At 28.9% G+C, this 21,700-nt stretch carries 22 protein-coding genes; 18 read left to right on the top strand and 4 right to left on the bottom strand.

The window, feature by feature from the left end; genetic code table 11:
- The 4 genes from BUB65_RS08030 to BUB65_RS08015 are packed head-to-tail and all read right to left on the bottom strand — an operon-like array spanning position 1 to position 3,398.
- Positions 1-852, bottom strand: coding sequence for a carbohydrate kinase family protein (locus BUB65_RS08030; protein ID WP_234946858.1), 852 nt, complete (start codon positions 850-852; stop codon positions 1-3).
- A complete protein-coding gene (locus tag BUB65_RS08025; protein WP_073073969.1) occupies positions 824-1,762 on the bottom strand; it encodes an ROK family protein in 939 nt (312 codons plus the stop codon). The genes BUB65_RS08030 and BUB65_RS08025 overlap by 29 nt, the downstream gene beginning before the upstream one ends.
- Positions 1,759-2,547, bottom strand: a complete 789-nt coding sequence (locus tag BUB65_RS08020) for a radical SAM protein (protein ID WP_234946854.1) — start codon at positions 2,545-2,547, stop codon at positions 1,759-1,761. Before BUB65_RS08020 ends, BUB65_RS08025 begins: the two co-directional genes overlap by 4 nt.
- Positions 2,538-3,398, bottom strand: a complete 861-nt coding sequence (locus tag BUB65_RS08015) for a radical SAM protein (protein WP_073073968.1) — start codon at positions 3,396-3,398, stop codon at positions 2,538-2,540. Before BUB65_RS08015 ends, BUB65_RS08020 begins: the two co-directional genes overlap by 10 nt.
- A 134-nt stretch (positions 3,399-3,532) precedes the next feature.
- On the opposite strand from BUB65_RS08015, the gene BUB65_RS08010 reads away from it, so the two are divergent.
- From BUB65_RS08010 to cas2, 18 genes are all read left to right on the top strand, one after another.
- Positions 3,533-4,504, top strand: coding sequence for a DNA polymerase III subunit delta (locus tag BUB65_RS08010; RefSeq protein WP_073073967.1), 972 nt, complete (start codon positions 3,533-3,535; stop codon positions 4,502-4,504).
- A gap of 2 nt (positions 4,505-4,506) precedes the next feature.
- Positions 4,507-6,612 (top strand): efflux RND transporter permease subunit, encoded by a 2,106-nt coding sequence (locus BUB65_RS08005; RefSeq protein WP_073073966.1) that lies wholly within the window; start codon positions 4,507-4,509, stop codon positions 6,610-6,612.
- A 43-nt stretch (positions 6,613-6,655) separates the two neighbouring features.
- On the top strand, positions 6,656-7,222 hold the full coding sequence (locus BUB65_RS08000) for a helix-turn-helix domain-containing protein (protein WP_084728085.1): 567 nt from the start codon (positions 6,656-6,658) through the stop codon (positions 7,220-7,222).
- Entirely contained in the window at positions 7,210-7,770 is a 561-nt protein-coding gene (locus BUB65_RS07995; RefSeq protein WP_073073965.1) for a DUF4416 family protein, read from the top strand. The genes BUB65_RS08000 and BUB65_RS07995 overlap by 13 nt, the downstream gene beginning before the upstream one ends.
- Positions 7,767-9,056, top strand: a complete 1,290-nt coding sequence (rimO, locus tag BUB65_RS07990; RefSeq protein WP_073073964.1) for a 30S ribosomal protein S12 methylthiotransferase RimO — start codon at positions 7,767-7,769, stop codon at positions 9,054-9,056. The genes BUB65_RS07995 and rimO overlap by 4 nt, the downstream gene beginning before the upstream one ends.
- A 4-nt stretch (positions 9,057-9,060) precedes the next feature.
- Positions 9,061-9,585: a CDP-diacylglycerol--glycerol-3-phosphate 3-phosphatidyltransferase gene (gene pgsA, locus BUB65_RS07985; protein ID WP_073073962.1), complete on the top strand. Its 525-nt coding sequence runs from the start codon at positions 9,061-9,063 to the stop codon at positions 9,583-9,585.
- Between the two features lie 4 nt (positions 9,586-9,589).
- Positions 9,590-10,162: an RNA 2',3'-cyclic phosphodiesterase gene (gene thpR, locus BUB65_RS07980; protein ID WP_073073960.1), complete on the top strand. Its 573-nt coding sequence runs from the start codon at positions 9,590-9,592 to the stop codon at positions 10,160-10,162.
- The gene (gene recA / locus BUB65_RS07975) at positions 10,152-11,210 is read left to right on the top strand and encodes a recombinase RecA (protein ID WP_073073957.1); all 1,059 of its coding nucleotides are present in this window, start codon (positions 10,152-10,154) and stop codon (positions 11,208-11,210) included. The genes thpR and recA overlap by 11 nt, the downstream gene beginning before the upstream one ends.
- On the top strand, positions 11,176-11,577 hold the full coding sequence (locus tag BUB65_RS07970; RefSeq protein WP_073073955.1) for a regulatory protein RecX: 402 nt from the start codon (positions 11,176-11,178) through the stop codon (positions 11,575-11,577). Before recA ends, BUB65_RS07970 begins: the two co-directional genes overlap by 35 nt.
- A gap of 2 nt (positions 11,578-11,579) precedes the next feature.
- Complete coding sequence (gene rny / locus BUB65_RS07965) at positions 11,580-13,112, top strand: ribonuclease Y (RefSeq protein WP_073073953.1); 1,533 nt, start codon at positions 11,580-11,582, stop codon at positions 13,110-13,112.
- A 387-nt stretch (positions 13,113-13,499) separates the two neighbouring features.
- The gene (cas6, locus tag BUB65_RS07960) at positions 13,500-14,207 is read left to right on the top strand and encodes a CRISPR-associated endoribonuclease Cas6 (protein WP_073073951.1); all 708 of its coding nucleotides are present in this window, start codon (positions 13,500-13,502) and stop codon (positions 14,205-14,207) included.
- A gap of 9 nt (positions 14,208-14,216) precedes the next feature.
- A complete protein-coding gene (gene cas8a1 / locus BUB65_RS07955; protein WP_073073948.1) occupies positions 14,217-15,845 on the top strand; it encodes a type I-B CRISPR-associated protein Cas8b1/Cst1 in 1,629 nt (542 codons plus the stop codon).
- Entirely contained in the window at positions 15,842-16,720 is an 879-nt protein-coding gene (gene cas7i, locus BUB65_RS07950) for a type I-B CRISPR-associated protein Cas7/Cst2/DevR (protein WP_073073946.1), read from the top strand. The genes cas8a1 and cas7i overlap by 4 nt, the downstream gene beginning before the upstream one ends.
- Entirely contained in the window at positions 16,701-17,453 is a 753-nt protein-coding gene (gene cas5b / locus BUB65_RS07945) for a type I-B CRISPR-associated protein Cas5b (RefSeq protein WP_073073945.1), read from the top strand. Before cas7i ends, cas5b begins: the two co-directional genes overlap by 20 nt.
- A gap of 7 nt (positions 17,454-17,460) precedes the next feature.
- Entirely contained in the window at positions 17,461-19,659 is a 2,199-nt protein-coding gene (locus BUB65_RS07940) for a CRISPR-associated helicase/endonuclease Cas3 (protein ID WP_084728084.1), read from the top strand.
- Entirely contained in the window at positions 19,656-20,156 is a 501-nt protein-coding gene (cas4, locus tag BUB65_RS07935) for a CRISPR-associated protein Cas4 (protein WP_073073943.1), read from the top strand. Before BUB65_RS07940 ends, cas4 begins: the two co-directional genes overlap by 4 nt.
- 3 nt (positions 20,157-20,159) lie before the next feature.
- Positions 20,160-21,140 carry a type I-B CRISPR-associated endonuclease Cas1b gene (cas1b, locus tag BUB65_RS07930; RefSeq protein WP_073073942.1) on the top strand — a complete coding sequence of 327 codons (981 nt, stop codon included), beginning with the start codon at positions 20,160-20,162 and terminating at the stop codon, positions 21,138-21,140.
- Between the two features lie 5 nt (positions 21,141-21,145).
- The gene (gene cas2 / locus BUB65_RS07925; RefSeq protein WP_073073941.1) at positions 21,146-21,421 is read left to right on the top strand and encodes a CRISPR-associated endonuclease Cas2; all 276 of its coding nucleotides are present in this window, start codon (positions 21,146-21,148) and stop codon (positions 21,419-21,421) included.
- The last annotated feature ends 279 nt before the right edge of the window (positions 21,422-21,700 follow it).

Below are 21,700 nucleotides of genomic sequence, written 5' to 3'. Positions count from 1 at the left end.
TTAAGTTGAAAATTTACTTCTTAAAATTTGAGTTGAATACTCAATACAAAACGAAAGAACTTTTTCAATGTGCCAATTTTTAAGAATCCCGTAGATAAAAGCTGCGGATGTGGCATCACCAGCACCCGTAGAATTTTTTACATTTATTTTTTTGGCAGGGATGGTGTATAATTTTCCATGTTCATCTAGGTAAATTAGGCCCTTCTCCCCCACTTTTAGCAATATATTATTAGCGAATTTTGAGAGAAGTTCCAAATTTTTTTCAGTATTATTAGTTCTAAAAATACTATTTATTTCATGTTCATTTAACGAAACGTATTTAATTTTTTTAAGATGATATTTCAATTTTTCAAATTGAGAAGTTTCGGAAAGTTCTAAGAAAACATTTTTTGAAGCATCTATGGTCTTTATAATTGAATTACAATCAATTCCTGATTGTATGAATGAAAAATCCAATTTATCTGGTATTAAATCTGGAGAGAATTTCGAGTTTGCTCCAAGGTTGTGAAACATTGTGTTTTTACCATTTTTGTCTACTATTATACTTGTTATAGCAGTATCTTCCTCAATTGTTTTACCTAAAAATGTAATATTTTTATTTTTCAATATTTCAAGGATTTTATTTCCAAAAATATCTTTTCCAATTACTGAAATTAAAGCTACTTTTAATCCCAGGTTGGAAAGATTTATGGCAACATTGGTAGCTTTTCCGCCAACATAATAATAAAATTCATTTGCAATGTGATTTTCTTCAAGTTTAATAGAATTAACATAATAAAAAATGTCGAGATTTGTTTTTCCAATGCAATAAATATCAAATTTTTCAAGTTGTTTTTCTTCGTTGTAAAACAATTGAAGCAGCCCCCAATATACTTGCATTTTCTACTAAAGGACTTTGTATTATTTCAAATGAATTTTTAAAAGAAGGCATAACAAGTTCATTAACTCTACTTTTTAATGGCTTAAATAAAAATTCTCCTGCTTTTGAAATTCCACCACCGATTATGACAACTTCTGGATTGAAAGTGTGAATAAAACTGGCAATTGCAACAGCAAGTGCTTCGACTACTTCGTCTCTTATTATCAACCCAAGCCTATCATTTGATTTTGCGGCGTCAAAGACAGCTTTAGCTGTAACTTTATCGTTTTTGAATATGATTGAGTCAGGAAATTTTTTGCGTCCCTCGTATGCCATTTTGATAATTGCAGTGGCAGAAGCATAAGCTTCCAAACAACCGTAATTTCCACACCCACATAATCGACCTTTAGGATTAATTATGACATGCCCAAGTTCCGCGCCAATACCGTTTGCACCGGTGATAAGAATATCATGAGATATTATTCCACCACCCACACCTGTTCCTAACGTCAATACAATTATATGTTTTTTTCCTTTGCCAGCGCCAAACCACTTTTCTCCCAAAGCAAATGAATTTGCATCATTTTCAACGTAAACTTTTTTATTTAATAAGTTCGATAGCTTAGGCCCAAGTGGAAAGTCTATCCAATCTGGAAAATTTGGTGAAAATCGAACAATTCCGTTTTCTATATCAATTGAGCCTGGTGAACCAATTCCAACAGCTTCATATGTTTCGCTTCCAACGAGTTCATTAATACCTTCTGATATTCTTTTAACTACAGCATCTCCTCCAAGCTCTACCATTGTTTCTATTTCCTTTTTTTTAATGATCTTACCTGTATTAGAATCTACAAGGCCAATTTTTGTGAAAGTTCCACCAAGATCTACTCCTATTATTTTCACAATTTAACCTCCTTGTTTTTTTCCTTTTTTACTTCGAAGAGTGAGCAACATCCCTTAAAATCATATTCTTTACTTGCAGAATTAACAAAGATGTTAAGATAGTCGGAAATTTCTAAAAGAAGTTTTTCTCGATATTTTCCATGAGGGTGCATGCAACCTAAAATTACATTTTTAAATCTTTTATTTGCTTCTTTAAAAACCTCTTTAACATTTTCAATCTTTGGAGGAGTACATTTTTCATATATAGTATTTTTTGTTGGGATAAGTATGTTCAATACTATTGTATCAAAATATTTACTTAAAATTTTGATGCTTTCTATTTCGTGTGTTATTTTGCCGCATAAAATTCCTATTGTTATATGTGGAACTTTTCGTGTCTTTAAAGGCAATACAGAATTTAAAATATCATTTGGAGTTCTTTTAATTCCATAGATTTCTTCTAAAATTTCTGGATCAGAAAAAAAGTCAAAGCTAATTACATCAGCTATTTTATCGATTTCGAAAGGAGGGGCTTTTGGAAAACCAATATGAAAATTATATGTCAAATGATATTTCTGTTTTAGTTCAAAAAGTTTGGGAAGATAACTTTTAAATGGTATCTTCCCATCTTTTGTCATTCCGCCACTAATTAGGAAAGAATTATATCTTTTTACATATTTTTCCATATTTGAAATGTGAACCATACTTTTTATATATACTCCACCGCAATGTTTACAGTTCATGGCGCAAGAATAAGTAACTGAGATAGGTAGAGTAGCAGAGGGATTAACTATTTTCATAACCATTTCACGCCCTTTGTTGTAAGTTTTTCTTTTTCATTTGTTTGAACCCATCCTCTTAAGCCTAAAAGTTCCATATATTCAATAGCCTCTTGATATTCTGCTTTTGTAATTCTTCTATTAAGTAAAGGATCGTTTTTTGCACCAAAAACAGGCATATATTGAGACATCAATGATATAGGGATTTCAATATCAAGATTTGCTACAAATCTCATAGCTTCAAAATGTCCTGAGATTTTATTAGGAAGGACAAGAATTCTTATGATTAAGCCTTTTCCTTTTTCTTCACTGAATGGTCCCACTTGTTTGTACATTTCTTTTATAGCAACTTGAGCTATTTCCCAATAGTTTGGTGCTTTAGAGTAAATCTCACCATAATATGAATTTGTGTATCTTATATCTGCAAGGTATATATCTACGTAATTTCTCATTAACTCTAATGTTTCGATATTTTCATAACTGGAAGTGTTGTATACTACAGGAAGGTTAAATCCTCTTTTTCTAGCTATTTCTAAAGCTTCAATTATACCTAAAACATGAGGAGTCGGAGTAACTAAATCAAGAGTTTGGGCCCCATTTTCCTGAAGGATTAAAAATGCTTCTGCAAGTTTTTCAACAGAGATTTCTTTTCCAACACCTTTTTGAGAAAATCCCATGTTTTGACAGTAAACACATTTCATAGGACAACCAGAAAAAAATACAACGCCTGCTCCATTTTTACCTGAAATTGGTGGCTCTTCACCTTTGTGAAGTAAAATATTAGAAACTAATATTTGATCTTTAACTCCACAAACTCCTTTTTGTTTATACCTGTTTATTTTACAATTTCTTGGACAGAGGGTGCATCTTTCTAACATATCTTCCTCCTTATTTATTTGTCATTTATTTTCCACTTTTTTAAATTATACAACAAAAAGTTATTTTATGATAAAATAAAAAACATGGGTTGTTAGTCATTAAAATAATTGTTTAAGATTGGAGAGGTGAAAATGTGCCTCTTATTAATTTGTATGGCAATTCAGTTTTAAAAAAGGAACTTTACATTAAAAGTTTTTTGAATCAAAACACGGAATATATAAGGCTTTATTCAGATGATAGAGATAAAATAGAAATTATATCTGGAAAAGCAAGAAATATTAGTCTTTTTTCGAAAAAAACAGTTATTGATTTAGTAGATTTTGACAAGTGGAAATCGGCTGAAAAGAAAAATTTATTAAGTTTAAGCATTCCTGAGAATGTGACAGTTTTTGTAAGAACAGAAAAACAGTTAAGTGAGAAGAATGAAAATATTAAGTCTGAGAAGAGTGAAAATATTAAGTCAAAAAAATTCACAGTTCCGGAGCCATGGAAAAAAAGCGAATGGATTTCGTATATAGAAGAACTATTAACGAGAGAAAAAATAGAGTATGAATCAAACGTTCCTGAATACTTGTTCGAAGTTATTGGTGCTAATGAATTAGCAATATACAATGAAATAAAAAAATTAAAAGTGTTGGATGAGAAAATAAATATAGATTTGGCAAAGAAATTTGTTCATAAGTATGCTGTTTCAAAATTAGACGAATTTTGCTTTTTAATTTCTGAAAAAAGTGATTTCGCTTATAGTGTTTTAGACGACATTTTAAAAGATTTTGAACCAAAAATAATTATGTTTGTACTTTCAAAACATTTTATAGAATTGTTTAACATTATGTTGAATGTAGAGTACAAAGAAAAGTATATTTGGCCTGAAATAAAAAGTATTTCAAAAAAACTTGGAATAAGTTTATCAAAAGTTTCTAGATTTTTAGGATTTAAATTTTCCGGACAAGATTTTCAACCAAAAAATCACCTTAAAATTTACGGTGTAACTACTTTAAAGGATATAATTAAAAAACTGTACGTAATGGAGAGGTCACTAAAAAGTGGAGGGATATTTAAAGTTGAATTAATTGAATTTATAAAATACATTAGGGAGGAATAGTCATGAAAACCTATGTAGATTTTTTTAAAAAATATGGCAGGATTTTAATGATTGTCCTAGTTTTACTTAATGTTTTCTTTTTTATAGGTCTTTTTAGAGTCAAAATAAATCCAGATTTTACTTTGTTTATGTCTAAAAATTCAGAATATATGGAAATTCTGAACAGAATGGAAAAAGTATTTCAATCAAATGATCAGGTCAATGTCGTATTAGAGCTAAATACTAATCCATATTCAATAGATGGGTTAAAAAGAATTAAAGAAATAGAAAAGCAAATCAGAAAGTTATCTAATGTTTTAAGTGTTATTTCCCCAATACCAGATGAGATCCCTGTGGGATTTAGAAAAATTAATGTTTCGGAAATCAATGAAGATAACTATAAGTACGTTTTGAATTTTTTAAAGCAAATAAATACTGAAAATATCGTGGAAAAGAATGGAAAGTATTATGTAATGTTTTATGTGATCCCCAAGAATGGGAAAATAATCGAAAGTTTAGAAAATATTTTAAAAGATACTCCCCACTATTTTGCAGGAACGAAATACCTTGAAGAAAAAATATTTGATTATATGTTATATTTTATCTTTTCTTTGCCTCCACTTGCAATTTTGACTGTATTTTTGGTTTTTAGATGGCGATTGGGTAGTTTGAAGGCAACGTTTTTTTCCGTCTTTCCCGCGGGAATAGGTGCTTTATGGACAATGGGCTTTATTGGTTGGTATAAAGGCGAGATATCTATTCTAACTATTTTGGCACCTATTTTTACTATAGTAATGGGAAGTGCTGATGGATTACATTTTGTTTCACACTATATAGATTTAAAAAAGAATCGTACAAAAGACGAGGCACTTGCAGAAACTTTATTGAGTACAGGTGTTGCTATGATTTTGACAACAGTCACAACTATTGCCGGATTTTTGTCTTTAGCATTTATAAATTCTGAAGCACTTGCGGAACTTGCGATTTTGAGTAGTATAGGTATAGCATTTGCAGGGATAGCTACTTGGCTTTTCATTCCGATAATTTTATTGCACAGTGAGATTAAAGTTGAACAAAAGGGAAGTAAAATAGCAATGTTTTTTGAAGGATTTCTTGGAAAAAAATCTGTAGTAATTTCACTATTGTTGTTCTTAGTATTTTTCCCAGGAATATTTAGAATTAATACAGAGTTTTATATGATAGATATGTACAAAGATAGGACTCAAGTAAAGAAAAACATAGATGTTGTGCAGGATGTTTATGGTATGACTGTGCCAGTTTTTGCTTATTTCGAAACGGATTTTGATCCTATCACTCCGGAATTTGCTGATAAAGTTTTAAGAATTGAAGAACAATTAAGGGAAGATGGAAACAAAGTGGTTTCTTTTTATGATTTTGTTACAAACATTAATGAAAAAATTTTGAAAAGAAAAGGTTATCCTGAAAATATTGCACAAGTTAAAATCTTATTAAATTTAATTCCAAATATATATACGAATTTTCTAAACAGAGACGAAAAAGCTGGAAGAATTTTGATATTTCCAAACGAAATTACAAAAGAGAAATTAAATGAAATAGAAGAAGTAATGGAACCTCCTATTAAAGTTACAGGAGTTCCTTATATAATGAAGGAGATGAATGAAATCATTGTACCCCAACAAATTTTATCTTTATTTGTTGCGGTTCTGATAGTATTTCTAATTGTTCTTTTAAGGTTCAAGAATTTTGTGAAAGCTTTTGTTTCAATTATACCCATTAGTTTGACATTAGTTATATTATTTGGTTTTATGGGATTTACGGGAATAAAATTGAGTATTATAACAGCAACTATGGGGAGTATTGTTGTAGGAGTTGGTATAGATTATGCAATACATTTTGTCGAAAGCTTTGGTTATAATCTGAAAAAATTTAAAGATATTAATATTGTGATAGAAGAAACGTATAAAACTACATCTAAACCTATACTTGCAAATGCATTGGGACTTGCAATAGGGTTATCTGTACTCGTTTTATCGCCATTTAAAATACATGAATATCTTGTCATGATTATGTGGGTTACGATGATTTCAAGTTCGTTTTTAAGTTTGAGTCTTCTCCCAACTTTACTAAAGTATATTTATAGAGAATAATTAATTACTTGCATATAGTTGTATATTTAGAGTATAATATAAATTGATTATGGAAAAAAGTGAATGGGAAATTTTATCAAGTATTTTAAAAAAAGAGGTAGAATCCTCTAATTTATCTTTATTGCATATTTCTATAAAACTAGGTATAGATAAAAATACCTTAGCTAAGTATTTAAGTGGAGACTTTTCTGGACCAGAAATATATGTCAAGAATCACTTGAGAAAGTTGAAAAAATTTTTGGGAATTGAAGAGAATTTAGAGTCTTTATATCTAGCTGGAAAAAAAGAAAAGAGCGAGAATGTAGCAAAAGATGATGAGAAGAAAAAGAAAGTTGTAAGTTTTTATTTAGTTCCTTATTTAATATTTTTCATTTCTGTATTTTTGTTTGTTCTGTCATTAGTTATATTTTTTAAAGTGCAGAATACTCCAATTGTCAAAGTAAAAGCAATTAAAAATTATGTTGAAATAAATGGAACCCCTTTAAAAGAAACCAGTTTAGATATAGGAGAGTATTATATAAAAGGTCCTGCTTTATTTGAAAAAATTGATAAAAAAATAAAGAAGGTTTTAATGGACGAGTACCGGGTGGTGATAAAATGGGGAAAATAAGACGAGTAGACTTGGTAAATTTGGTGATGTTCTTTTTTTCATCTCAGGTGGAATATTGGTTTGATGAAGTGAAAGATACTTTGATAGGAAATTTTGGCCCTATTGATTATATTTCTGATATTTTAGATTTTGAAAAATATACTTTATACTACAACAAAGAGATGGGAGAAGGAGTAAAAGGGATATTAATAAGTTTTGAAAGACTTATTCATCCATATCAATTAGCTGATATAAAAAATATCACAAACGACATCGAACAAAAGTTTGCGGTAAATGGAAATAGAAGATTTAACATTGATCCGGGTTATATACATCATATGCAGTTTGTTCTTGCGACTACGAAAATGTGGCCACATAGAATTTATATAGGGAAAGGAATCTATGCTGAACCAACACTCATGTATATCAACGGCGTATGGAAAGATTATGATTTTACTTATCCCAATTACAAAGAAAAGGAATATAAAGAAGAACTGGAGAAAATAAGAACAATGTACTTGGAAAAAAGAAAAAGGTATTTAAAACTAAGTGAGGGAAAAAATAAATGAATTTCTACGTAGAAGTTTTAGGGTGTCCGAAAAATATTGCCGATTGTGCTATTTTAAAGGCAAAGTTAAAAAAATATGGTCATAACGTGGTGGAGGATATAGAACGTGCTGATGCGATTATTATTGATACGTGTGGTTTTATATTAGAATCTAAAAAAGAATCAATAGAAGAAATACTTGTAAATATTGAAAGAAAAAAATTCGACAAAGAATTCAAAGTTTTTGTAAAAGGTTGTTTGGTTCAAAGATATGGCAAGGAATTAGAGAAAGAAATACCAGAAGTTGACGGATGGTTTGGAGTAGTCACTCCTGAAGAAATTGCAAAAAACATTGGGAAGAGAAGTTTAATATCAAAAAATCCAGAACCAGTATATGAATTTGAAGATAGGATTGATGAGGACGTCCAATACGCATATGTGAAAATAGCTGATGGTTGTGATAGGGCATGCGCATTCTGTACTATTCCTTTATTTAAGGGGAGTTTTAAAAGTAGGAAGATTGAAGATATAGTAAAAGAAGTAGAAACTTTAGTAAAACGTGGAAAAAAGGAAATTATTTTAGTTGCACAAGATACTACAGGATATGGAGTAGATTTGTATGGTGAACAAGCACTTTCAAAACTGTTAAAATCTTTAAATGATATCGAAGGTGATTTTTGGCTTAGAGTATTGTACATGCATCCGGATCATATTACTGACGAAATCATTGAAGCTTTTTCTTATTCAAAAGTTTTAAAATATTTCGATATTCCTGTACAACATGGAAGCGATAGAATTTTGAAGTTGATGAACAGAACAAAAGATTCGAAAGAGTTAAAAAAGTTAATATTAAAAATAAGAGATAAATATCCAAATGCTGTTATTAGAACAAGTATTATTGTTGGCTTTCCAGGAGAGACGGAAAAAGATTTTGAAAAGTTAATTAAATTTGTTCAGGAGGTGAGGTTTGACAGATTAGGAGCATTCTTGTATTCAGATGAAGAGGAAGCTATATCGTATAATTTACCAAACAAGGTAGCCGAAGATGTGGCGCAGGAGAGATTAGATTTACTAATGGAAATTCAATCAACAATCTCTTTTGAGAAAAATAATAAACTTATAGGAAAGGTTTTTGATGTTTTGTTTGACGACGAGGAATATGGGGTGTTAGTGGGTAGAACTTATATGGATAGTCCAGAAATTGATGGTAATGTTTTTGTAAAAGGAAAGTTTAAAAAGGGATTTCATAGAGTGAGAATCACCTTTGCCGATTTGTATGATCTTGAAGGGGAATTAATAGAGGAGTGATCTTGTGAATATTCCCAATATTATTACTTGGATTAGGGTTGTTTTAACGGCGATTCTGGTTGCTTTTCTTATCCAGCAGAATTATATAGTTGCGTTTATTTTATTTTTAATTGCTTCTTTCAGCGATTATTTGGATGGTTATTTTGCAAGAAAATTAAATCAGGTTAGTAATTTTGGAAAGATATTTGATCAAATGAGTGACAAAATTTTGATTACTAGTATTTTAATTGTATTTGTTCAGCAAAATCTCATACCAAGTTGGATATTAGTTGTTATTGTTTTTCGCGATACTCTTGTGACTACAATACGAATGGCTGCAGTGAATTTGGGCACAGTTGTAGCAGCAAATTATTTTGGAAAATTGAAAACAGTTTCTCAAATAGTATGGGTTATTAGTTTGTTTTTGCAGGTACTGTATTTCAAAAATCTTGAGAGTTTTAATAATGTTATAGGGTATTTGGTGGTAATTGTGACAATCCTTTCTGGGTTAATTTATATGGTGCAGAATAGGGAAGTTTTAAAGGGGTGAGTGAATGCGAACTTTTATTGCTTTAGATATAAATTCGGAGGTTAATGAAATTGCTAATGAAACAATTTCAAAGCTTATGAGAATGGGTTTCAAAGCTTCATGGGTGAAGCCTGAAAATATGCATCTAACACTGTTTTTTTTGGGAGATGTAAAAGAAGCGTTGGTTGAAACTCTTGCAAATCGTTTGCAAAAAAGGCTTGCTGGATTTCCTTCTTTTTCTTTTGACGTTTCGGGTTTTGGTTATTTTAGGTTTAAAAATAGACCAAGGGTCTTTTTTCTGAAAGTTGTTCAAAATAAAGCATTGCAGACATTGTATCTTGAAATGAGATCTGAAATGAAGAAACTTAGAATGTCTTTTGAAGATCAAGGAAATTTTGTTCCTCATATAACTCTTGGAAGAGTTAAATTTAGCCCGGAAAAATGGGAGAGTTTGGTTGAAGGCATTACAACACCTAAGATCACAGTACCGGTTGATAGTGTGACTATTTATTCATCAACTTTAACACCCGCTGGACCTATTTATAAATGGCTTTACAGGATTAAATTTGAAGGAGGTTTGATGAAAAATGAGCAATAATGAAAAGATGGAGGTTCTTAAAAAAGCGATTAATAAAATTGAAAAAACTTATGGGAAAGGTGCTATAATGCTTTTAGGTGAGGATTCGCATGTACAAAATATAGAAGTTATTCCAAGTGGTTCGGTAGCTATTGATATTGCTTCAGGAGTAGGTGGCTATCCTCGAGGAAGAATTATTGAAATATACGGTCCAGAATCAAGTGGTAAAACCACAATAGCGCTCCATGCAATAGCGTCTGCACAAAAAAATGGAGGAATAGCTGCTTTCATTGACGCAGAGCATGCTCTTGATCCAGTTTATGCTCAAAATTTAGGTGTTGATGTATCGAATTTATTAATTGCTCAACCAGATTATGGAGAGCAAGCTCTTGAGATAGTGGATGATTTAGTAAGAAGTAATGCTGTTGATTTAGTAGTTATTGATTCTGTTGCGGCATTGGTACCAAGAGCTGAAATAGAAGGTGCTATGGGGGATGTACAGGTGGGGCTTCAAGCAAGATTAATGTCTCAAGCTTTAAGAAAACTTGCAGGGAATATTAATAAATCGAAATCTGTTGTTATTTTTATAAATCAAACTCGTATGAAAATTGGGGTAATGTATGGAAATCCGGAAACAACAACAGGTGGAGTAGCATTAAAATTCTATTCAACAATGCGTCTTGAAGTTAGAAACATAGGGAAGTTGACTGAAGGACAGAATCATATAGGAAATGAAGTAAGAGTAAAATTTGTGAAAAATAAAGTTGCCCCACCATTTAAAGAAGCAATTGTAGATATCATTTATGGAAAAGGAATAGTAAGAGAATACGAATTATTCAATCTAGCGGTTGATGAAGGTTTAGTTACGAGACGTGGGAGTTGGTTCTCTTATGTTGACTTGAATGGTACTGAACATTCCTTAGGTCAGGGGAAGAATAATTCGATTGAGTATCTTGTTAATCATTCAGAATTGTTAAATGAAATTGAGATAAGGATTAGAGAAAAACATGGATTAATTAAAGGAGAAGAATCAAGTGAAAAGAAAGAAACAAAGAAATCCAATAAATGATGCTTTAAGGCTTTTGAAGTATCGTATTAGATCTGAAAATGAGCTTAGATTTAGATTGAAGGAAAAAGGATACGAGAGTGAGGAAATAGAAAAAACGATAAGTTATTTAAAAGAAAAAGGATTTATAGACGACGAAAAATTTGCATATCTATATGTTTACGATTCATTGACTTTACACAAAAAAGGTCCTTTTAGGATCAAGTTAGAGTTGAAAAAGCTTGGAGTTGATGAGTATATTATAGAAGATGCAATAAAAAAAGTTTTAGAGGAAGTTGATCTGGAAGAAATAAAGAAGGAAATTACAAAAGGTATGGATGAAAAAAAAGCACGAGAACTACTTTATAGAAAAGGATTTGGAGGTGAATAGTAATGTTGACATATATTATTAGTGGCATTGCTTTTCTATTTGGTTTAACTTTAGGATATGTAATTTCAAAAAGGAAAATAGAAAAAGATCTATTTAAAGCTAAAAAGGATGCAGAACATATAATAAAAGAAGCAGAGAAAGAAGCAAATGAAATAAAAAAGAAAGCGATTATAGAATCAAGGGAAGAGATTCATAAGTTAAGGGAAGAATGGGAAAGAGAAAGAAGAGCAAGAGAAGAAGAAATCAGACATTCCGAAGAGAGATTGATAAAGAGAGAAGAAATGGTTGCAAAGAGAGAAGAGCTTCTTGACAAAAAAGAAACTTATATTGAAGAATTGAGACATGAACTTGAATTAAAGCAAAGAAATATATTAGAAAAAGAGAAGGAGCTTGAAGAAAAATTCCAAAAACTTGCGGGAATAACTTCAGAACAAGCTAAAGAAATGGTTCTAGAAGAAGCGAGAGAGAAATATGAATACGAAATTGCAAAGGTTTATTCTCAAATAAAGGCAAGATATGATGAAGATTCCGAAAAATATGCTAAAAAAGTAATTGCTGATGCAATTCAGAGATATGCACCAGAATATTCTGGTGAAATTACAATTAGCACTGTGATGCTTCCAAACGATGATATGAAAGGAAGATTAATTGGAAGAGAAGGTAGAAATATTAGAGCATTTGAAAAAGTTACAGGTGTTGACTTGATTATTGATGATACACCTGAAATGGTTACGGTCAGTTGTTTTAATCCTTTAAGAAGGGAAATTGCAAGAAGAACAATTGAAAAGTTAGTTGCTGATGGAAGGATTCATCCAACACGTATAGAAGAAATGTATGAAAAATCTAAGGCGGAAGTAGAAAAGATTATTAAGGAAGCAGGTCAAGAGGCTACTTTTGTCACAGGTGTGGGAGGATTACACCCTGAAATAATTAAATTGCTTGGTAGACTTAAATTTAGGACAAGTTATGGTCAAAATGTTTTGGCACATTCTATAGAAGTAGCTTTGATTGCAGGGTTAATTGCTTCTGAATTAGGTTTGAATGTTGAAAAAACAAAAAGAGGAGCATTATTACATGACATAGGAAAGGCTTTAGATCATGAAGTTGAAGGTTCACATACGGTAATTGGTGCAGAAATTTTAAAAAGATATGGTGAAAGTAAAGAAATTATCAATATGGTTATGGCACACCACGGCGAAGAAGAACCAATAACTCCAGAAGCAGTTATAGTTGCAGCTGCAGATGCCTTATCTGCTGCTCGACCAGGTGCAAGGCGTGAAGATGTAGAAAATTATATCAAGAGATTATTTAAACTTGAAGAAATTGCGAAAAGCTTTAAATATGTTGAAAATGCTTACGCTATTCAAGCTGGTAGAGAAGTAAGAGTAATAGTTCAACCTGATAAAGTTGATGATACTTTGGCAGAGAAACTTTCGCATGATATAGCAATGAAAATAGAAGAAGAATTACAATACCCGGGAGTTTTAAAAGTGGTAGTGATAAGAGAAAAGAGAAGTGTTGCATATGCAAAATAAGGATTGAAAATAATAATAATAAAAATTTGTTATTAGCTTTAACCCTCCTCAAAATATTTGAGGAGGGTTTTTCATTTTTTTAATACTTTGTAATTAGGTAAAAAAGAGCTATAGATTATTATAAATTTAAAATGGAAAAATATTCCTAATTAATAACATCGCTTTATTTTTATATCGCAATTAATGTTGGGCTTTTGTCAGTTAATTAGAAAAATTTTAAGGTAATCATGAAAAATTATTATTTATGTAATAACATTTAAAAACCTAACTATTTTGCAATTAAAATTAGATAAATCTGAAAAAACAGAAAAAATTGTAGGTTTTAATATTTTGTTAATTAAGATTAATTTTATTATAATATACTAAAAACGTTGGGGAGGATGTCTTATGAGATTAAAGTTAATGTTTAAAGTTAATTCAAAAATAATTCCATTAGATTATAGAAGAATGTTTATAAGTTTCTTTAAATATTCTTTAGGAAACTACGATAAAGAAGTTTTAGAAAAATATTACAAAAAGAAAGATCCAATACTAAAGGATTTTACTTTTTCTGTGTTCATGAAGAATTGTGAATTTCATAAAAATTTTATTCAGCTTGAAACTAATTTTATAAATTTATTTTTTTCAACATACAGTTATGAAACATTAATCTATTTTTACAATGCATTTGTAAATATGATAAGTCATGAATTTAATTATAAAGAAACAAGGCTTGAACTTTATAATATTCTAAAAATTCCAAGTAAAAATATAGAAAGTAATCTTATAACTGTAAAAACATTATCACCAATTTTAATTAGAAATCACACAAGACAAAGTGACGAATATTTATATTTTTCAGAAGAAGGAGCAATTGATATATTGAAAAAAAACACACATTATCAGCTGAAAAAAATCTTTGTGATGGATAATTCAGAGTTTGATATAGAAATTTTAAAACTGAAAAAAGTGACAGTTATGAATTACAATAAAAAGTTGAGAGCAAATTTAGGAATTTTCAGAATAAAGAGCGAGAAAAAAGTATTAGAATTTTTATATAGATCAGGCATTGGAAGTAAAAGAAGTTCAGGCTTTGGAATGATAGAGATATTATGAGGTGATAAAATGGCAAAAACAATTACGTTAAAACTCTCGAATTGGTTATATAATGCAGGGTTGGTAGGGATAATAAATGTTTTAGGAAGAGATAATGTTGAATTAAATGATGAAGAGCTAATTATTGATTTAGATAAGCTGGAAAATTATGATGAATTATACTTTAATTATTTTATAAATACTTATAAAAACTTATTTTTTAACAGGTTAATTGAAAAGAAAAAAATAATTGAAAAAAAAGACGCTGCTGAAATCAGCGCAAGTGAAATTAACGAATTTATAAGACTTATTAAAGATAAGAACAGTGGTTTGCTAAGAAGTAGTTATCGAAAACTTTTACCTCTTATAGAAGAAAAAACTGGTAAAAAGTTTTTTATTGAAGAACACTTAGATAAGTTAGATTTAAAAGTAAGTAAAGAAGAAAATCTCAGTATTTTAAAATTTATTTTTGAATTTCTCGATAATGATATTGTGAAAAAATATTTACCAGTAGCTGATGTAAGTTATAATGTTATAAATAAATTTTGGTCTAATGTAAGTTTTTTAAACAAAAACAACAAAGAATTGGATTTTTACAAAGCTTATAAAGAGTATTTTATAGAACCTCTTTTTGAGTACATAAAAAGTGATAAATCAGGGTATAAACATAACTGTTTTGTTTGCAACAATAAGATAAATAAACAATTTTCCAATTCAATTTCGTTTATAAATAATATTGGTTTTGATATTACAAGAAAAACATCAAATGTTTGGAATTTTAATAACGACATATTTTTATGCCCTGTTTGTACTTTTGTGTATTCAAATATACCTGCTGGTTTTATATATACTTTAGGAAAAGGCATATTTGTTAATATAAACACATCAATAGAAGATATGTATACGACAAATTTAAGAATCAAGATGGAAGTATTTTCAGAATATAGAGAAAGGTTTGAGGCTTCATACCTTGCGCTGTTGAAAAATATTTATCAAAATTTAAATAAAACAGCTAGGCTAGAGTATTCAGAAATTCAAATTGTTAAACTTGATAATGACGCTTACAAATTTAATTTTATTTCTAAAGAAACTTTGAAAATCCTTAAAAATAACGAGAAAAGATTAAATGCTCTTCTAAATAATTATTATGTAATTTCAAACAGTGATAACAAAAAAATTACCAATTCAATATACGAAGAGGCTTTATACAAAATAATTAATAAAAGTCCTTTAGAGCCATTGATTTATAAACTTTTGTATTTAAGAATAAATTCGGAAAATGAAGGTTTTAATTATAATACTATAAATAATCTGTTAAACATTATGTATTACATAACAAGCGAGGTGAGAAAATTGAATGGTAAAGAAGAATTAGTTAGAAAAGCTAATTATGCAGGTTATAAACTTTGGGAAGAATACAAAAAAAGAGATTCAGTAAACAAAATTCCTGGAATTGCTTACAGGCTTTTAAACAGTTTGAAAGTTGAAAAGTTCGATCAGTTTTTGGATATCCTTCTAAATTGTTATTTATATGTAAACAAAGATATACCAAAGCTTATAATAGATACCCTATATGATAAAGAATTATTCAAAATAGTAGCTTATTCATTTATAGCCGGTATGATAAATGAAAAAGTTGAAAAGGAGGAAATAGTATGAAAGTAAAAGGGGTAACGATGACAATTATTTTTGAAGCTGAAAGTCTTAATTATGGAGAAGGAATTGGTAATGTAACAACGCTAAAAAAATTGTCTAGAGAGGGTAAACAATTAAGCTATATTTCTAGACAAGCAATTAGATACAATATAGTTAATCAATTTGGTGAAGAACTAACACCAGTGGAAAAAGAGAAAGGTAACAAAAGTGTTATTCAATTCAAACCAGATGCAACTATTGAAAAATATCCTGAGATAGACTTTTTTGGTTATATGAAAACTAAGAAAAGTAAGCAAGCCTTAACAAGAAGTGCAAAGGTAAGAATTTCAAACGCAATTTCTTTAGAAGAATTTAAAGGAGATATAGATTTTCTCACAAATAAGGGACTTGCTGATAGAATAAATGCAGATCCTAACATTGCACAATCAGAAATGCACAGAGCATTTTATAGATATACTGTTAATATTGATTTAGATCAAATAGGCATTGATGAAAATGACAATGTAAACCTTTCGCCCGATGAAAAAATTAGAAGGATACATAAATTGTTTGATGTAATAATGTTTTTGTATAGAGATATTAAAGGAAGACGGGAATCTTTGGCGCCACTATTTGTAATAGGTGGGGTTTATGATATAAAAAATCCGTTTTTTCAGAATATTGTAATGATCGAAAATCGAAAATTAAAATTGGAGCCTATTCTGGAGATTTTAAATCTTAATGAAAATATAAAAGAAAATACAAAAAGTGGACTTATGCGTGGAATATTTGAAAACGAACATGAAATTTTTGAAAAATTAAATGCTGTAAGTATTAAAGAATTTTTTGAATTTTTGAAAGAGAGGGTAAAGAAATATTATGAAAGCAGTGCGAGTTAAAATTGAACAAGAAACAGCAAATTACAAGATACCAGTAGCATTTTCTCTAAGAGAATCGTATCCACTTCCACCATACTCAACAGTAATCGGAATGATTCACAATCTATGTAATTTTGAAGAATACAAAAAAATGAAATTAAGTATTTGTGGAAGGCACTATTCGAAATTCTACGATATGTTCACAAGATACGAATTTTCTCCTGAAAATAGATTCGAAGAAAAGAGGCATCAATTAATCGTCAATGGATACGGTATAACAAAAGGAATAGGGACAACAGAAGTTCTAGTTAATGTCGAATTAATCATTCATATAGTTCCTGAGGATGATACTCTTTTAAGCGTGATTGAAACTGCTTTAAAGTTTCCTAAAGAGTATCCTTCATTAGGAAGAAGGGAAGACTTAGCTATAATAAGAGAAGTTAAAATAGTAGATATAGAAAAAGTAATGTTGGAAAAATCATTAAGATTAAAAGATGAGTTAAAAAATTATTCATATTATATTCCTACAAATTATGTTAATGCAATAAAATTTAGAAACAAACTGGAAGAATATAGTATAGTTGGGACTTATTATGATTTAAATAAAAACTATATCTTAGAAAAATTTGGAAAAAATAAATTTTATAGAAAATGGAAAAAAGTAAAAGTATTATACAGCTCTAATATATTGTCGTTATTAAAAGGGTATGAATTTTTAATTGATCAAGATGAAAATCCTGTATTTTTAGTATAGTGATATTATGGAATTCTTAGCTAAATCAAACCCAAAAGAAACTATTCAAGAACATACTGATAATCTATTAAAACAACTAAATACCTTAAGAACTTTATATCCTAACATACCGATAAATTGGAAGCTTTTAGAGTATGCATGTGTTTTGCATGATCTAGGAAAAATTAATGAAAAATTTCAGAAAAAAATAAAATTTGGGAAAAGAGATCCAAAAGAAATTCCGCATTCTCTTTTAAGTTTACTCTTTATAGATCCTGATAAATTAGATCTTTCAGAAGAAGAAATTGTAATTTTATTTCATTCTATAGCTTACCATCATGAAAGAGATTTTTCTGACATTGAAATTGAAGATATAGAAAATGAAGTGGAATCACTTAAGAGAAATATCGATAAATTTGTATATGATAAACTTCCTAAGTTAGAAGTACAAGAATCAATAGAAGATTATTATTTCACGTTAGGAGATAGAATTTATAAGAGAGAACAAAAAACTTTCAAGAATTATGTCTTAGTAAAAGGATTATTAAATAAATTGGACTATGCTGCAAGTGCTCATATAGAAGTTGAACAAAAAAATGATTTTTTACGGACATCCTTAAATAACCTGGGTTATAAGTGGAATGATTTACAAAAATTTGCAATAGAAAATGAAAATAAGAATATTATTGTTACAGCACAAACTGGCATGGGAAAGACAGAAGCTGGATTACTTTGGATAGGAGACAACAAGGGATTCTACACATTACCTTTGAAAGTATCAATCAATGCAATATACGATAGAATTATTCAAAAGATATTAAAAGGAGAAAATAAAGAAAAAGTAGGCATCCTGCATTCAGATAGTTTTTTTGAGTATGTTAAAAGGGAAAATTTATTTGAAAATACGCCTTTAGATGTCTACTACACTAAAACCAAACAACTATCACTTGCCTTGACAATCTCCACTCTTGATCAACTTTTTGACATAGTTTATAGATATCGAGGATTTGAGGTGAAATTAGCTACATTATCGTATTCAAAAATCATAATTGATGAAGTTCAAATGTACTCTTCACAGCTTTTAGCATATTTGATTATTGGATTAAAAATGATAACGGATTTTGGTGGAAAATTTGCAATATTAACTGCTACTCTACCAGAAGTTTTGTTGGATTACTTAAACAAATACAAAATAGAATACGAACTTTCACCTCCTTTCACTAATAACCTGCTAAGGCATAGTGTAAAAGTTATAGAGGATGTATTAAATCCAGATTTAATTTTAAAATTGTACAACCGAAATAGAATACTAGTTATTTGTAACACAGTGAGAAAAGCTCAGCAAATTTATAATGAGTTAAGACAAAGAATTCCAGAATGTGAAGTAAAATTACTGCATAGCAAATTTATAAAGATGGATAGGGACAGCAAAGAAAATGAAATTATAAAGTTAGGGAAAAATTATAATGGAAAAGGTATTTGGATTACTACACCAATAGTAGAAGCTTCTCTTGATATTGATTTTGATATTTTAGTAACTGAACTCTCAGATATAAACAGTCTTTTTCAAAGGTTAGGAAGAGTTTATAGAAAAAGGGCATTCAAGGGGGATTATAACGCATTCATATTTATCGGAGACGAATCCAACAATCCCTCAGGAGTTGGAACAATAATAGATGAAGATATATTTAAATTATCAAGATCAGAAATAAAAAAAATAGATGGATATTTGCATGAAATGGATAAAATGAATTTAGTAAAAAAAGTATATTCAAAAGCTAAATTAAAAGAAACAAAATATCTTGAAAATCTTGAAAAAAACCTAAATTATGTCAAATCGTTTAAAGAATATGAGGCAGATAAAAATGAAATCAGAAAAATATTCAGAGATATTGACAGTATAACCATAATTCCTAAACCAGTATATAATAAATTCAAGGATAAAATAAAAAATATAATAGAAAAATACAAATTATTGACAAAATCTATTAAAGAGTCAAAAGATAATGAAGAAAGAAAAAACATTCTAAAAGAGATATATTTAAACAAAATGAATTTATACAAATACACTACTTCTCTTGGAATTTATGAAATAGGAAAATACAAAAAGGAATATATAGAATTAAACGATCGAGAAACCATTACGATAGTGGACTGTGAATATTCCTCCGAGCTTGGAGCCATTACAGCTACTAAAACAAATGAAGATTTAGATAACATTATATGAAGAGAGGTCTTAAATTGGTTAGTGGTATAGAATTTTATTATTACCACATCTGCAAAAGAAAGCTATGGTTTTTTGTACATGAAATAGGGTTGGAAGAGGAAAACGAGGATGTACAAATCGGAAAAAATCTTGAAAAATTCTCTTATAGAAATGTTGAAAAAGGCATTTTAATAAATGACATTCGAATAGACTTTGTAAAGAAAAATAAGATAGTATATGAAATAAAAAAATCAAAAACGTTTGAAAATGCAAATATTTGGCAGATAAAGTACTATATTTACTATTTGAGGAAATTAGGTGTGGATATAAAACAAGGAATAATAAATTATCCAAATTTAAGAATAAGAACATTGATAGAATATGAAAAGAGTGATGATGAATACATAACATTTGTAATTGATGAAATAAAAAAGATAAAAAACTCAAAGATCATTCCAGAAGTTCTTAATGCAAAATTTTGTAAAAAGTGTGCATATTACGAGTTTTGTTATGTATAAACTATGAAAAAATCATTTTATTTGTTCTCAAGTGGTAAGTTAAGAAGGAAAGATAACAGTTTAATTTTTGAATCTAAAAATAAATCGTATATCCCAATTGAAAATGTATACGATATTTTTGTTTTTGGAGAATTAGAAATAAACTCCAAATTAATAGATTTTTTATCACAAAATGGTATACCTATTCATTTTTTTAATTATTATGGTTTTTACAGTGGAAGTTTTTATCCTCGTGAAAAATACGTATCAGGAAATTTACTTGTAAAACAAGTAGAACATTACATAAACTCTCAGAAAAGAATAGAAATAGCAAAAGAACTAGTTGATTCAGCAGCTTATAACATGTTTAGAAATCTAAGATATTATAATTCCAGAAAAAAAGGATTAAAAGAATTCCTTTTAGAAATTGAAAATTTTCGTAATAAAATAAGTTTTCAAAAAAACATACAAGCGCTTATGGGAATCGAAGGTAATATAAGAGAAACATACTACAAATCTTGGGAAAAAATTACAAAATACACTTTTGAAAAACGTGTAAAAAGACCTCCAAGCAATCTTGTCAATACGCTTATTTCTTTTCTTAATTCGATTATGTATACTACCACTCTCACTGAAATTTACAAAACATATTTAAATCCTACAATAAGTTACTTACACGAACCTGGTAAAAAAAGATTTTCTTTAAGTTTGGATATTTCAGAAGTTTTCAAACCATTGATAGTTGATAGGCTTATATTTACACTTCTAAACAAAAATATAATAACAGAAAAAGATTTAAAAAAGGAACTTGATTATACGCACATTAAAGAAGATGCAAAGAAAACAATTGTAAGAATGTATGATGAAAGATTGAAAAATAAGGTTTACCATAAAACCTTGAAAAAGAATGTTTCTTATAAGCAATTGATCAGATTAGAATGCTATAAGCTGGTTAAACACCTTTTAGAAGAGAAAAAATATGAAGCTTTTAAACTTTGGTGGTGAAAAACATGTATGTAATACTAATTTACGATATCAATACTGAAAAAAATCAAAAAGTTTTATCAAAAGTTTTCAAAATTTGTAAAAAGTACTTATTCCATGTTCAAAAATCAGTATTTGAAGGGGAGTTAACAAAATCACAACTTTTCAAATTAAAAAAAGAATTAGAAAACACTATTAGAAAAGATGTTGATTCAATAATAATTTTTAAAAGCAGAAATGAAAAATGGTTGAGCAAAGATTTTTTAGGAAAATCTGAAACCTCAACTGATAATTTATTATAATTGTCGATGTTTATTTACAAAATAATAATTAGAGATAGACAAACAGCATATTTAAAATAACTTCGAAAACTTTAACACGGAATTTTGTTCCATTTTTTAAAAAATTTGAATTACAATATTTGAGATAGACAAAACATGTTTAAGTTTTACACATTTTTCTTATTTTAGAGTTTAATGGGGTTATTAATTATCCATAGTGGAATGTAAAGCTTCAATACCAAGCTGGTCTCTTCGCCCCCACTCTTCGTTATTAATTATCCATAGTGGAATGTAAAGCCC

Source organism: Thermosipho atlanticus DSM 15807 (genome assembly GCF_900129985.1).
GTDB lineage: Bacteria > Thermotogota > Thermotogae > Thermotogales > Fervidobacteriaceae > Thermosipho_A > Thermosipho_A atlanticus.
Note: the sequence above shows the minus strand (reverse complement) of the source record. Positions and strands in the feature narration are given on the sequence as shown.